Source organism: Micromonospora sp. LZ34 (assembly GCF_052981855.1).
Map to the genome: position 1 here is coordinate 42,207 of NZ_JBRIQN010000042.1, position 12,792 is coordinate 54,998.

A 12,792-nucleotide genomic window follows, 5' to 3' on the forward strand; every position below is an offset into this window, starting at 1 on the left:
TGCGGACCGGCAGCACCGCCACCGCGACGGGCAGCGGGTTGCGCCAGACCGTCTGGCCGCAGACCGCGCAGACCCGCGGCCAGCCGGCCGTCGCCGGGTAGGCCGCCCCGCAGTAGGAGCAGTGGGAGTACGGCAGGCCACTCATGCCGCAGCGCGTTACCCGCCATCTTGATCCACTCCGGTTACCGGATGTCGGGGTGTCCGGGCGCCGGGGACACCCCGACATCCCGCAAACCGGGTGGATCGCGCCGGCGACGGGCGGCTCAGCTCTCCGGGACGCCGGTGTAGAAGGCGGTGGTGCGCTGGGCGGCGGCCCGGGCCTGCGCCGGGTCGGTGCCGGCGGCGATGCTCGCCTCGCCCCACCGCTCGCTGCTGGTGGTCGTGAACGCCCGGCCCTCCGGGGAGGTGCTCCAGGCCTCGCTCTGCTCCGGGGTGACCCCGCTGCCGTCGTTGGCGAGGTGGGTGGCCAGGCCGAGCAGCGCCAGGTCCCAGCCCACCCCGACCGCGCCCGGGCCGAACTGGTCCCACCGCTCCTGGTCGACGTGGGCGATGTGGTCGAGCTCGAACCGGGTGCGGCCGTCGTCGGTGGGGGTCAGCCGGACCTCGATCCAGCTCACCTCGCCCATCATTTCCCAGGTGGCGGCGAAGCTCTTCGGCGGGTCGCAGCGCTCGATGACGCCGGACGCGTTGCCCTCCAACTGGTAGCGGCCGTGCAGCTTGAGGTCGCCGCTGATGGGCAGGAACCAGCGGGGGATGCGCTCGGGGTTGGTGCAGGCGTCCCAGACGTCCTCCAGCGGCGCGTCGTACGTCTGGCTGATGGTCGTGACCCGCGCCTCGCCGGCCTCCAGCGTCCGCTGGCCCACCTGGCGGCGGACGGCGTTGAGCTGGCTGGTCGCGTCGATCATGGTTGTCTCCTGTCGTCGTCGGACGCGTCGGCGGACTGCCCGCGCAGCCGCCGTTCTCGCTTGCCCCGGGCGAGCTCGGTGGCGAGTGCCTGAAGCGGTGGGATCCAGAACCGGCGGAAGTGGCCGAGCCAGTCGTCGACCTCGCGCAGCGGGCCCGGGTCGACGGCGTAGAGCCGCCGGGTCCCCTCCGGCCGCACCGTGGTGAAGCCGTTCTCCCGCAGCACCTTGAGGTGCTGCGAGACGGCCGGTTGGGAGATGCCGAACTCCGCCCGGATCACGTCGCTGAGCCCGCCGGCGGTCATCTCGCCGTCGGCGAGCAGCTCGAGGATCCGGCGTCGCACCGGATCGCCGAGCACATCGAAGGCGTGCACCCGCCAGTTATATCAGCGTGGGCTTATTTAAGCAAAGACTGATCCGGTGACCAGTTTGTCGAGGCGGATCGGCAGCTCCCGGATCCGTACCCCGGTCGCGTGGTGCACGGCGTTGGCGACGGCGGCCGCGGTGCCGACGATGCCGATCTCGCCGAGCCCCTTCACCCCGGACGGGTTCAGGTCGGCGTCCTCCTCGGGCACCCAGTACGCCTCGATCCGCTCGACGTCCGCGCAGCCGGTGATGTGATAGGTGGCCAGGTCGTGGTTGACCCAGTCGCCGTACCGCTCGTCGAGCACGCCCTCCTCGTGCAGCGCCATCGAGATGCCCATCGTCATGCCGCCGATCAGCTGGCTGCGCGCGGTCGTCGGGTTGACCACCCGGCCGACCGCGAAAACGCCGAGCATCCGGCTCACCCGCACCTCGCCGGTGTCGGCGTCCACCCGGACCTCGGCGAACTGCGCCCCGTACGCGTACCGCGGCCGCTGGGCCTGGGCGCGGACCTCGTCGGCGCTGCTCACCTCGACGGTGAGCGCGTCCCCGGGTGGCTGTCGGTCGGGCCCCAGCCGGTCGCGCACCTGCTCGCACGCCCGCACCACGGCCCAGCTCCAGGAGGAGGTGCCCATCGAGCCGCCCGCGCCGGGGGCCCGGGGGAGCGCGCTGTCGCCGATCCGGACCTCCACCCGCTCCGGCGGCACGCCCAGCGCGTCGGCGGCGATCTGCCACAGCGCGGTCCGGGCGCCGGTGCCGATGTCGACCGCGTTGATCTCCACCCGGAACCGCCCGTCGGGCAGGGCGGTGGCCGACGCCGACGCGGCGCGTTGCCGGGCCGGGTAGCTGGAGCCGGCCACCCCGGTGCCGACCAGCCAGCGCCCGTCCCGGCGGGCCCCCGGCCGCGGGTCCCGGTCGGCCCAGCCGAACCGGCGCGCCCCGTCGGTGAGGCAGCCGACCAGGTTCCGGCTGGTGAACGGCTCGCCGAACTCCGGGTCGACCCGCGCGTCGTTACGGACGCGCAGCTCCACCGGGTCGACCCCGCAGACGGTGGCCAGCTCGTCCATCGCCGACTCCAGGGCGTACGCGCCGGGGCACTCGCCGGGGGCCCGCATCCAGAACGGGGAGGGCACGTCCAGCCGGACCAGCCGGTGTGTGGTGCGCCGGTGCGGCGCGGCGTACATGCTGCGGGTGTAGACGGCGGTCTGCTCGGCGAACTCGACGATCGTCGAGGACTGGCTGATCGCGTCGTGGGAGACCGCGGCGAGCCGGCCGTCGGCGTCCGCGCCGAGCCGGACCCGCTGGATGGTGGGGGTGCGGTAGCCGACCGGGCCGAACAGCTGTTGCCGGGTCAGCGCCAGCCGCACCGGCCGGTCCACGTGTCGGGCGGCCAGCGCGGTGAGCACCACCGCAGCCTTGGCGTACCCCTTGCTGCCGAACCCGCCACCGACGTGCTCGCTGACCACCCGGACGCTCTCCCGGGGCACCCGGAACAGCTCCGCGAGAGCGGCCTGCACCGGCGTGGAGCCCTGGCTGGAGTCGTGCACCAGCAGCGTCCCGTCCGGCCGCCAGTGCGCGGTGCTGGCGTGCGGCTCCATCGGATTGTTGTGGTAGGCCGGGGTCCGGTAGGTGGCGTCCACCCGCACCGCGGCGGCGGCGTACCCGGCGTCGAAGTCGCCCGAGGCGGTGTCCGTCGGGTAGGACGGGTTCACCCGGTCCGGCCGGTAGAGCCCGGGGTGGTCCTCGGTGAGCACGGTGCTGTGCGGCAGGGTGTCGTACTCGATCGCGACCAGCCGCGCCCCCTCCCGGGCGGCCTCGATGCTCTCGGCCACCACCACTGCGACCAGTTGGCCGCGGTAGTGCACCACCGGGTCCTGCAACAGGTACAGGTCGGCGTCGACGTCCGGGGCCAGCCGGGGCGCGTTGCCGTGGTGCACCACGGCCAGGACGCCGGGCACGGCGAGCGCCGCCGCCGGGTCGATCCGGGTGATCCGGCCGCGCACCGCCGCCGCCGGCACGGCCCAGCCGTACGTGACGCCCTCCACCGGGTACTCCACCGCGTACCGGGCGGCACCGGTGACCTTGTCCCGGCCCTCCAGCCGCGGGTACGCCCGCCCCACCGCCCCGGTGCTCATGCCGCCGCCTGCCCGGCCAGGTCGGTCAGCGCCCGGACGGTGATGTTGCGGACCAGCGGCACCTTGAAACCGTTGTGCCGCAGCGGGCGGGCCTCGGCGAGTTCGGCGTCGGCGGCCCGGCCGGCCAGCTCGGGCGTGAACCGTTGACCCCGTAACACCTGCTCGGCCCGGTGGGCGCGCCACGGCCGGTGCGCCACCGCCCCGTACGCCAGCCGGACCTCTCGCACGACGTCCCCGTCGAGGTCGAGCACCGCGGCCACCGAGCCGACCGCGAACGCGAACGCCGCCCGGTCGCGCACCTTCAGGTACGTCGAGCGGCGCGCCGCCACCAGCGGCGGGATCCGCACCGCGGTGATCAGCGAGCCCCGGGGCAGGGTGGTCTCCCGCTCCGGGTGCTCGCCCGGTGACCGGTACAGCTCGGTCAGCGGCAGCTCCCGGGCACCGTCCGGCTCGTGCACCTCGACCACCGCGTCCAGCGCTGCCAGCGCCACCGCCAGGTCGGACGGGTGGGTGGCCACGCACCGGTCGGACCAGTCGAGGATGGCCAGGTCGCGGTTCTGCCCGTGCCGCGCGGCGCAGCCGCTGCCGGGGGTGCGCTTGTTGCACGCCTTGCCGGTGTCCTGGAAGTAGACGCACCGGGTGCGCTGGAGCAGGTTCCCCGCGGTGGTGGCCATGTTGCGCAGCTGCCCGGAGGCGGCGGCGAGCAGCGCGCGGGCGAGCACCGGATAGTCCCGGCGCACCAGCGGGTGCGCGGCGAGGTCGCTGTTGCGCGCGGTGGCGCCCACCCGCAGCCCGCCGTCGGGCTGCGGCTCGATCCCGTCCAGCGGCAGCCGGGTGACGTCCACCAGCAGCTCCGGCCGCTGCACGCCGAGCTTCATCAGGTCGACCAGGTTGGTGCCGCCGGCGAGGTACGCCGCCTGCGGCTCCGCGTCGAGCAGGGCGACCGCCTCGGTGACGTCGGCGGGCCGCCGGTAGCGGAAGGGCCTCACCGCGACCCCGCCGCCTCGCGCACGGCGGCCACGATGTTCGGGTACGCGGCGCAGCGGCACAGGTTGCCGCTCATCCGCTCGCGGATCTCGGCGTCGGTCAGCTCGACCGGTCCGATCAGGTCACCGGTGACCGAGCTGGGCCAGTCCCGGGCCACCTCGTCGAGCAGGCCGCGGGCGGAGCAGAGCTGGCCCGGGGTGCAGTAGCCGCACTGGAAGGCGTCGTGCGCGATGAACGCGGCCTGCAGCGGGCTGAGGTCGTCGGGGCCGGCCAGCCCCTCCACGCTGAGCACGTCGCAGCCGTCCAGGCTGACCGCGAAGATCAGGCAGCTCTTCACCCGCCGGCCGTCCAGCAGCACCGTGCACGAGCCGCACTGCCCGTGGTCGCAGCCCTTCTTGGCGCCGATCAGGCCGAGGTGCTCGCGCAGCGCGTCGAGCAGGGTGGTGCGGTTGTCCAGGGTGAGGTCGTGGCCGGTGCCGTTGACGGTCAGCGCGACGCGGGACGTCGGCCCGGCGCCGGGATCGGTGCTCTGGTTCCCGCTCTGCACCGCCTCATATTAGCGTTGACCGGGTCCTATCGGGCATAACGGAAGAACAGCAAGAGCAGGGGAGGCCTGGTGCCGGGAGCGGAGGACGCGGGGGCCGTGGCCGGGTTGCTGCTCGCCGCCGGCGCCGGCCACCGGTTCGGTCGCCCGAAGGCCCTCGTGGAGTTCGCCGGCCAGCCGTTGGTGCGCCGCGCGGTCCGCCTGCTGCGGCGGGGCGGGTGCGCGCCGGTGCACGTGGTGGTCGGCGCGGGCGGCGACGACCTGCCCGACCTGCCCGGCGCGGTGCTGGTCCGCAACGAGGCCTGGGCGGACGGGTTGGGCGGTTCGCTGCGCCGGGGGCTGGCGTCGCTGCCGGACGACGTGGCGGCGGCCGTCGTCGTCCTCGTCGACCAGCCGCTGCTCGGCCCGGCGGCGGTGCGCCGGGTGCGGGCCGCGTACGCCGCCGGCGCGCCGGTCGCGGTCGCCACCTACGCCGGCCGGCCCGGGCACCCCGTGCTGCTGGGCCGGCCGGCCTGGCCGCTGCTCGACCGGTACGCCACCGGCGACCGGGGCGCCCGCGACCTCATCCGCGACCGGCCGGACCTGGTGGTCCGGGTGCCCTGCGACGGGACCGGCTCGCCGCGGGACGCCGACACCCCGGCCGATCTGACGCGGGCCGAGCGGGGTCGGGTCAGCGCGGCCGGCCGGCCGGCGACCGCCGCCGACGGCGGATTCCCTCGCTGGTGACGGCGTGGTAGACGATCATGACGATGATGCCGACCAGCCCGACCACCGGGTTCACCAACCAGCCGAGCAGGCCGGCCAGGCCGTAGAGGACCAGGCCGGTGACCGGCCGCCGCTCCTGCGCGCGTACGTACGCGTCGTCGACGCCCGCCCCGCGCACCTCGGCCCGGCGGCGCAGGTAGCCGAAGACCACCAGCCACGGCACCGACATCAGCGCCGCGGCGAGCGCGTAGAGGGCGACCGCCACCTGCCGGTCGTGCCGGTCGCCGTCCTGGGTAAACGCCGAGGCGAGCACCGCGGTCGGAAACGGGATGATCACCACGCCGAACAGGATGGCCAGGTTGATCCAGTTCAGTGCCAGGTTGGTGCCGCCCAGCAGCCGCAGCAGCGCGTGGTGGTTGAGCCAGAGGACGCCGACGTAGACGAAGGAGACCACGAAGGCGAGGTAGCTGGAGCCCTCGTGGAGCAGCGCCGACAGCAGACCGCCCGGCTCGTACGAGGGCACGCGCAGTTCCAGCACCAGCAGGGTGATGACGATCGCGAAGACGCCGTCGCTGAACGCCTTCAACCGGTCGAGTTCGGCCAGTCGGGGGCCACCCGCCGGGACCTGCTCCGTCGCGGCCACGATCGCAGGCTACCGCCGTCCCGGCCGGCGCCGGTGCCGCTTCACCCGGCCGGCCATCCGGACGGGTCCCTGGGTGCCGCCCGGTGCGACACCCAGGGTTCCCGGGCCCCGTCGGCCCGCTATCCGGCCACCGGGGCGACGGCCTCCGCCGCCCCGGTGCGCCGCTGGTGGGCGCGGATCAGCTCGGCGTAGCGGTGACCGCTCGCCTTGACCGTCCGCCGCTGCGTCGGGTAGTCCACGTGCACCAGGCCGAACCGCTTGTCGTAGCCGTACGCCCACTCGAAGTTGTCCAGCAGCGACCAGACGAAGTAGCCGGCGAGCGGGACGCCCCGGCCGACCGCCCCGGCGCAGGCGGCCAAGTGCTGCTCCAGGTGGTCGGTGCGCTCCTTGTCCTCCACGGTCCCGTCCGGGGTGACCTCGTCCGGCCAGGCCGAGCCGCTCTCGGTGACGATGATCTTCGCCGGCCGGTACTCCTCGTGCACCGCGACCAGCAGCTGCTCCAACCCGGCCGGGTACATCTCCCAGCCCATCGCGGTCTCCACCGAGCCGGGCACCGGCACCTGCCGGGCGTGCGGTGCCGGCCCGGCCGGGTCGTCGACCACCAGCTGCCGGAAGTAGTAGTTGACGCCGAGGAAGTCGGTCGGGGTGGCGATGACGGCCAGGTCGTCGCCGCGCACCGGCGGCTCCACGCCGTACGTGGCGAGCATGTCGGCCGGGTAGCCGCGGCCGTGCACCGGGTCCAGCCACCAGCGGTTGACGTGGCCGTCCATCCGCCGAGCCGCCGCGACGTCCTCCGGCCGGTCGGTCGCCGGCTCGATCGGGCTGAGGTTGAGCACCAGCCCCACCGACGCCGGGCTGGCGGCGTTCGCCCGGATCGCCCGGGTGGCCAGCCCGTGGCCGAGCAGCACGTGGTGCCCGGCGCGCACGGCCCGGGCCAGGTCCCGCTCGCCCGGGGCCATCCGCCCCTCCAGGTGCCCGATCCAGCACACGCAGAGCGGCTCGTTGACGGTGGTCCAGTCGGTCACCCGGTCGCCGAGCCGCGCGGCCACCACGGCGGCGTAGTCGGCGAACGCCTCGGCGGTGGACCGCTCCGGCCAGCCGCCCCGGTCCTGCAGCACCTGCGGCAGGTCCCAGTGGTAGAGCGTGACGAACGGCCGGATCCCGGCGGCCAGCAGCGCGTCGACCAGCCGGTCGTAGAAGTCCAGCCCCTTCGGGTTCACCGCGCCGACGCCGTCCGGGCGCACCCGGGGCCAGGCCACCGAGAAGCGGTACGCGTCGACGCCGAGCCGCCGGATCAGCCCCACGTCCTCCGGCCAACGGTGGTAGTGGTCGCAGGCGACGGCCCCGGTGTCGCCGTTGTCGACGGCGCCGGGCAGCCGGCAGAAGGTGTCCCAGATGGACGGTGCCCGACCGTCGGCGTCGACGGCGCCCTCGATCTGGTACGCCGAGGTGGCGACGCCCCAGAGGAAGTCGGGCGGCAGGTTGGACAGGTCCGGCACTTCTCGGTTCTCCTTAGCGAGCGCGGTGAACGTGGTCCTACTTGACCGCGCCGGCGGTGAGGCCGGCGACGAAGTAGCGCTGCAACGCCAGGAAACCGGCGACGACCGGGATGCTGACCACCAGCGAGGCCGCCATGATCTGGTTCCAGTAGACGTTGAACTGGGTGGAGTAGCCCTGCAGGCCGACCGCCAGGGTGCGGCTGTCCTCGTTGGTCATCACCGAGGCGAAGAGCACCTCACCCCAGGCGGTCATGAACGCGTACACGGTCACCGCGACCACGCCGGGCACCGCCGCCGGCAGCACCACCTGGAACAGGGTGCACAGCGGCCCGGCGCCGTCGACCTGCGCGGCCTCGTCGAGCCCGCGCGGGATGGAGTCGAAGTAGCCGACCAGCATCCAGATCGAGAACGGCAGCGAGAAGGTGAGGTACGTGATGATCAGCCCGGTCCGGCTGGCGTAGAGCGGGATGCCGGTGGCGTTGCCGAGGTTGACGTAGATCAGGAACAGCGGCAGCAGGAACAGGATGCCGGGGAACATCTGGGTGGAGAGCACGGTCACCGAGAACAGGCCCCGGCCGTGGAACCGGTAGCGGCTCACCGCGAACGCCGCGAAGATCGCCACGGTGACCGAGAAGACCGCCGCCACGCTGGAGACGACCAGGCTGTTCACCAGGTAACGGCCGAGCGGCACGGTCGACCACATGTCCACGAACGCCTGCAGCGTCGGGCGGCGCGGCCACCAGGTGAACGCGTTCTGCACGTCCTGCAGCGGCTTGATGGCCGAGCTGACCATCACGTACAGCGGTACCAGGACGAAGATCGCGAGCAGGGTCAGCACGATCCGGCGGGCCCAGCGCTCGGTGGCCGTCTCACGCATCGTTCCTCCGGCGGTTGGTGATCAGCAGGTAGGCGGCGGTGACCACGAGCAGGAACAGCAGCAGCGCCACCGACATCGCCGAGCCGGAGCCGAAGTCCCAGGTCTTGAAGGAGCTGCGGTAGATGTGGATAGAGATCAGGTCCGCCTGGTCCGGCGCGGAGCCGCCGAAGAGCACGTACGGGGTGTTGAAGTCGTTGAAGGTCCACAGGAACAGCACCAGCAGCAGGACCAGGTTCACCGGCCGCAGCATGGGCAGGGTCACCGAGCGCAGCCGCCGCCAGAAGCCGGCCCCGTCCATGGCCGCGGCCTCGTACAGCTCACCGGGGATGTTCTGCAGCCCGGCCATGATGCAGAGGAAGGCGAACGGCCAGGACCGCCAGATCGAGACGATCAGCAGCGCGAAGAAGCTGTTCCCGCCGATCAGCCAGAACGGCTTCTCGCCGAACAGGTGCAGCTGGTTGACCAGGACGTGGTTGACCAGGCCGGTGTCCCGCTGGAACAGGAAGCTCCAGGTGATCACGGCGGTGTAGACCGGCAGCGCGTACGGGGTGAGGAAGAGCGCGCGCAGCACGCCGCGGCCGCGGAAGGGTCGTTGCAGCAGCACCGCGGCGGTGGTGCCGAGCACCCAGGAGAGCCCGACCGAGGCGACCGTGTAGATCACGGTCACCCAGAACGAGTGCAGCAGCTCGGCCCCGGCGGCGGAGTCGAAGTCGAGCACCACTCGGTAGTTCTCCAGGCCGACGAAGGGCGCGGTCGACCAGTCCCGGATGTGGAACTGGGTCAGCTCCAGCAGGCTCATCCACGCGCCGACCAGCATCGGCACCACGTGGATCGCCAGCTCCAGCACGATGGCCGGGGCGAGCAGCAGGTACGGCAGGAGGGACCGGCGGGGCCGCCGGAGGCGGCGCCGGTCCGACTTCCCGCCGCGGGCCGGCCGGTCGGGCGCGGCGACGTCCCGGGGGGTGGTGCTGGTTGCCATCGAGGTCCTCTCGCTGGGTGGCCGTGGGAGGGTCGGCGTCCCTCCCACGGCCACCGGTCCGGCGGGTCAGCGCATCTGCTGCTGGGCCTGGCTCAACTTCTGCCGGACGCTCTCCTCGGTGACCGGCTTGCCGCGCGCCGCGTCGGCGAACAACTCCTTCATGGCGGTGCCGACCAGCGTCTCGAAGGTGCTCTCGTCGGGCACCTGCGGCAGCGGCGCGGCCGTGCCGGCGAGCGTCTCCTGGAGCACCTTCTGCTCCGGCGCGGCGAACGCCGGGTCACCGGCCACCGTCTTGACGGCGGGCAGCGAGCCGTACGTCTTGTTCAGCGCGACCTGCTCGGCGTCGCTGGTCATGAACTTGACGAACTCCAGCGCGGCGTCCTTGTTCTTGGTGTGCTTGAACACCGCCATGTTGATCCCGGCGACCATGCTGTTGACCTTCTTGCCGCCGGCCGGCGGGGCGGCCAGGAACGGCACCGGGGCGATCCCGTACGCGTCCGGCGCCATGTTCTGCGACTTCAGGTTCGACCCGGCGGCCTGCCAGAGCAGCATGGCGGCCTTGCCGTTGGCGAAGTCGGAGACCGACTGGTTCTGCGCGTACTCGGCGTTGCTCGGGTTAACGATCTTGTCGACGGCCATCAGGTCGATGTAGCGCTTGACCGCGGCGACGTTCTGCGGGGTGTCGAAGGTCGGCTTGCCGGCGGAGTCGAACCACTCGCCGCCGTACTGCTGGCTGAAGGTGAACGCGTGGTGCGCGTTCTCCGACGGGTTGGCGCCCTCGACCGCGAGGCCCCACTTGCCGCCGCCGGTGAGCTTCCGGCCGGCCTCGGCCACCTGCTCCCAGGTGGTGGGCGGGCTGGTGATGCCGGCGTCGGCGAACGCCTTCTTGTTGTAGTAGAGGGCGTAGGCGAGGCTGTAGAGCGGCACCGCCGCGGGCGGCTTGCCGGGGGCGCCGGCGGCGGCCAGCGCGGCCGGGACGAACCGGTCCTTGCCGCCGACCTTGGCCAGGGTGGCGTCGTCGAACTCCACCAGCGCGCCGGTGGCCTGCAACGAGGCCGACCAGGTGTTGCCGATGTTCACCACGTCCGGGCCCTGGCCGGAGGTGGCGGCGGCGAGCAGCCGGTTGAGCAGGTCCGACCAGGGCACCACCTCGACGTTGACCTTGATGCCGGTCTGCTGCTCGAACTTGGCCAGCTCCGGCTGGAGGATCTGCTTGTCGGCCTCCAGGCTGGCGCCCTGGTTGCTGGCCCAGTAGGTGAGCGTCTTCGCGCCCCCAGAGGAGGCGTCGTCGCCCGAGCCGCCGCAGGCGGTCAGCGAGGCGGCGGCCAGGACGGCCGCGGTGAGTATCGCGAGGTGTCGTCTCGACACGATCTGCCCTTCCGGTTCGACAGTGGTGCGGGCCACCGGCGCCCGGTGGCGCAGGGGGTCGCGGGCGGCCGGTGGGGCGGGTGGGGCTGGTGTTCCGGCGGCGGCGCCGCCCGGTGTCACGAGAGTTACATCAAGGCTTAATGAATGTCGTCATTAAAGTGGTTGTCCGCAGGGCCGTCAAGCACGGGGTCGTACAGTCGCCTCGGACGGCCCGGGGGATCGAGGTGGCGTGTGGAGTTGGCGCGAGCGACGAATCGCGGTGTCCGGCTGCGGAACCGGTCGGCGCTGCTGTCGAAGCTCTTCCTCGACGGCCCGCTGACCCGCCAGGACCTGGTCCGCAGCACCGGGCTCAGCCAGCCCGCGGTGAGCAACGTGGTGGGCGACCTGATCGACGAGGGCCTCGTCGTCGAGGCCGGCGCGGCCGAGTCCGACGGCGGCCGGCCCAGCATGATGCTCCGGGTCGCGCCCCGGTACGCCTTCGTGGTCGGGGTGGACGTCGGCGAGACCCGGGTGCGGGTCGAGCTGTTCGACTTCGCGATGACCCTGCTGGCCAGCGTCGAGTACCCGCTCGACCCAGCGCGCACCGAGCCGGCGGTGGTCGCCGGGCACGTGCTGGCCGGCATCGACGCGGTCACCACCCGGGCCGGGGTGACTCCGGACGACGTGCTCGGGGTGGGCATCGGCGTCTCCGGCGTGGTCGAGCAGGGGGAGCGGGCGGTGGTGCATGCCCAGGCCCTCGGCTGGGACCGGGTGCCCCTGGAGCGGCTCATCGCCGCCGGCACCGACCTGCCGCTGCACATCGACAACGGCGCCAAGACGCTGGGCCAGGCAGAGATGTGGTTCGGCGCCGGGCGGGGCGCCCGGCACGCGGTGTTCGCGCTGGTCGGCTCCGGTGTCGGGTCCGCAGTGGTGACCAACGGGGTCACCTACCGCGGGGCGTCCAGCAGCGCGGGGGAGTGGGGGCACACCACCCTGGTGTACGGGGGCCGGCCCTGCCGGTGCGGGGCGCGCGGCTGCCTCGAGGCGTACGTCGGGGCGGAGGCGATCATCGACCGGTACCGGGAGGCGCGGCACGGCCGGGCGGTGCCGGGCGACGACGAGGAGTCCCAGCTCGCTGCCCTGGTCGAGGCGGCCGCTACGTCGGGCACCGCCCGACGGGTGCTCGACGAGACCGCCGGCTACCTGGGCGCCGGCGTGGCCAACCTGATCAACCTGTTCAACCCGGAGCGGGTGGTGCTGGGCGGCTGGGCCGCGATGGCGCTGGGCGACCTGCTGCCGGCGGTGCGCGAGGCCGCCGGCCGGCAGGCGCTGCGCCAGCCGTACGAGCAGGCGTCGATCGAGCTGTGCCGGCTCGGCGTGGACGCGGTGGCGCTGGGGGCGGCCACCCTGCCGATCGCCCGGCTGCTCGCGGCCGGCGGCGTACGGTCCTGAGGCGAACTGGCTATATCGAATCTCCTGGATATATAACAGTCGTTATAGACCGATGTCTTGACGCCGTTGCAACCGCGCCGCAACTCTTCCCGAGAGCGCTCTCCGATCGCGGTGCCTGTCCCGGTGGCACCACCTCCCGCGCGGCCGGCCTCCCGTAACCCCCGTCATGCCCGGCGTCCGCAACCGTTTCCTCTCATGAGGCTGAAGTGAGCACATGATCGGATGCCCTACCTTGCGGTGGGACGGTCCCGGTCTTGCCCGCCGTGGCGGTGCCGGGTTGACGCTTCACGGCCACCAGCCCCGCGTGCGGGGTCTTACGGTCGGCTCCACGTCCGTTTAGCGTCTCCGAGCCACTCCCG

12 protein-coding genes are annotated in these 12,792 nt (G+C 73.1%); 2 read left to right on the top strand and 10 right to left on the bottom strand.

Going from position 1 to position 12,792, the window contains the following annotated elements; all coding sequences use genetic code 11:
- Positions 1 to 263 precede the first annotated feature (263 nt).
- From ACVCAH_RS30145 to ACVCAH_RS30165, 5 genes are read right to left on the bottom strand one after another with little or no spacing between them, the layout of a single operon-like run.
- Positions 264 to 905: an SRPBCC family protein gene (locus ACVCAH_RS30145; protein WP_447139621.1), complete on the bottom strand. Its 642-nt coding sequence runs from the start codon at positions 903 to 905 to the stop codon at positions 264 to 266.
- Positions 902 to 1,276 (bottom strand): ArsR/SmtB family transcription factor, encoded by a 375-nt coding sequence (locus ACVCAH_RS30150; protein ID WP_447139622.1) that lies wholly within the window; start codon positions 1,274 to 1,276, stop codon positions 902 to 904. Before ACVCAH_RS30150 ends, ACVCAH_RS30145 begins: the two co-directional genes overlap by 4 nt.
- A 27-nt stretch (positions 1,277 to 1,303) precedes the next feature.
- Positions 1,304 to 3,400: a xanthine dehydrogenase family protein molybdopterin-binding subunit gene (locus ACVCAH_RS30155; RefSeq protein ID WP_447139623.1), complete on the bottom strand. Its 2,097-nt coding sequence runs from the start codon at positions 3,398 to 3,400 to the stop codon at positions 1,304 to 1,306.
- Positions 3,397 to 4,389: an FAD binding domain-containing protein gene (locus ACVCAH_RS30160; RefSeq protein ID WP_447139624.1), complete on the bottom strand. Its 993-nt coding sequence runs from the start codon at positions 4,387 to 4,389 to the stop codon at positions 3,397 to 3,399. The genes ACVCAH_RS30155 and ACVCAH_RS30160 overlap by 4 nt, the downstream gene beginning before the upstream one ends.
- Positions 4,386 to 4,934 carry a 2Fe-2S iron-sulfur cluster-binding protein gene (locus tag ACVCAH_RS30165; protein WP_447139625.1) on the bottom strand — a complete coding sequence of 183 codons (549 nt, stop codon included), beginning with the start codon at positions 4,932 to 4,934 and terminating at the stop codon, positions 4,386 to 4,388. The genes ACVCAH_RS30160 and ACVCAH_RS30165 overlap by 4 nt, the downstream gene beginning before the upstream one ends.
- 69 nt (positions 4,935 to 5,003) lie before the next feature.
- Between ACVCAH_RS30165 and ACVCAH_RS30170 the strand changes: the two genes are divergently transcribed.
- On the top strand, positions 5,004 to 5,657 hold the full coding sequence (locus ACVCAH_RS30170) for a nucleotidyltransferase family protein (RefSeq protein WP_447139626.1): 654 nt from the start codon (positions 5,004 to 5,006) through the stop codon (positions 5,655 to 5,657).
- On the opposite strand, the gene ACVCAH_RS30175 is transcribed toward ACVCAH_RS30170, so the two are convergent.
- The 5 genes from ACVCAH_RS30175 to ACVCAH_RS30195 all read right to left on the bottom strand — a co-directional run bounded on the left by ACVCAH_RS30175 (position 5,602) and on the right by ACVCAH_RS30195 (position 11,002).
- Positions 5,602 to 6,279, bottom strand: coding sequence for a TMEM175 family protein (locus ACVCAH_RS30175; RefSeq protein WP_447139627.1), 678 nt, complete (start codon positions 6,277 to 6,279; stop codon positions 5,602 to 5,604). The two genes, ACVCAH_RS30170 and ACVCAH_RS30175, sit on opposite strands and share 56 nt — an antisense overlap.
- A 119-nt stretch (positions 6,280 to 6,398) precedes the next feature.
- Entirely contained in the window at positions 6,399 to 7,778 is a 1,380-nt protein-coding gene (locus tag ACVCAH_RS30180) for a GH1 family beta-glucosidase (RefSeq protein WP_447139628.1), read from the bottom strand.
- A gap of 37 nt (positions 7,779 to 7,815) precedes the next feature.
- Positions 7,816 to 8,655: a carbohydrate ABC transporter permease gene (locus tag ACVCAH_RS30185; RefSeq protein WP_447139629.1), complete on the bottom strand. Its 840-nt coding sequence runs from the start codon at positions 8,653 to 8,655 to the stop codon at positions 7,816 to 7,818.
- The gene (locus tag ACVCAH_RS30190; protein WP_447139630.1) at positions 8,648 to 9,634 is read right to left on the bottom strand and encodes a carbohydrate ABC transporter permease; all 987 of its coding nucleotides are present in this window, start codon (positions 9,632 to 9,634) and stop codon (positions 8,648 to 8,650) included. The genes ACVCAH_RS30185 and ACVCAH_RS30190 overlap by 8 nt, the downstream gene beginning before the upstream one ends.
- A gap of 66 nt (positions 9,635 to 9,700) precedes the next feature.
- Complete coding sequence (locus tag ACVCAH_RS30195) at positions 9,701 to 11,002, bottom strand: ABC transporter substrate-binding protein (protein WP_447139631.1); 1,302 nt, start codon at positions 11,000 to 11,002, stop codon at positions 9,701 to 9,703.
- Between the two features lie 231 nt (positions 11,003 to 11,233).
- Here ACVCAH_RS30195 and ACVCAH_RS30200 point away from each other — a divergent pair, with 231 nt between their 5' ends.
- Positions 11,234 to 12,433, top strand: coding sequence for an ROK family transcriptional regulator (locus ACVCAH_RS30200; protein ID WP_447139632.1), 1,200 nt, complete (start codon positions 11,234 to 11,236; stop codon positions 12,431 to 12,433).
- The last annotated feature ends 359 nt before the right edge of the window (positions 12,434 to 12,792 follow it).